Here is a 291-nt window from a genome sequence, read left to right as displayed (position 1 = left end):
ATTTGTAAAACGCTCATATTTAATATTATTTGATGCGCACAAATATAGTAATTGCTTTGTGTTTAGCTATTAAAACTACAACTAAGATGCGTGTTGTATATTATTTACTGAGCTTTCATCAATATATACCTCTAATAGTTTAGCGTTAGTAGAATTAAAAACCACTGCATTTGCTTTAGCTGGAATTAGAATGGTTTCTCCCATTTTTAAAGTTTCATGTTCAGCACCTATGGTAACTTCTACTGTACCTTCCACACACATAAATATTACAAAAGAGTCCAAGTTGTCGTA

General features: G+C 30.9%; 1 pseudogene. It reads right to left on the bottom strand.

What is annotated here, in order from left to right:
• Positions 1 to 81 precede the first annotated feature (81 nt).
• Positions 82 to 291, bottom strand: a pseudogene (locus tag V6251_RS15315) (type I phosphomannose isomerase catalytic subunit); the annotation flags it as partial.

The sequence above is a fragment of the Olleya sp. Ti.3.14 genome, from assembly GCF_038154885.1.
Classification (GTDB): Bacteria; Bacteroidota; Bacteroidia; order Flavobacteriales; family Flavobacteriaceae; genus Olleya.
The sequence above is the reverse complement of the archived record's forward strand: the minus strand, read 5'-3'. Positions and strand labels throughout refer to the sequence as shown.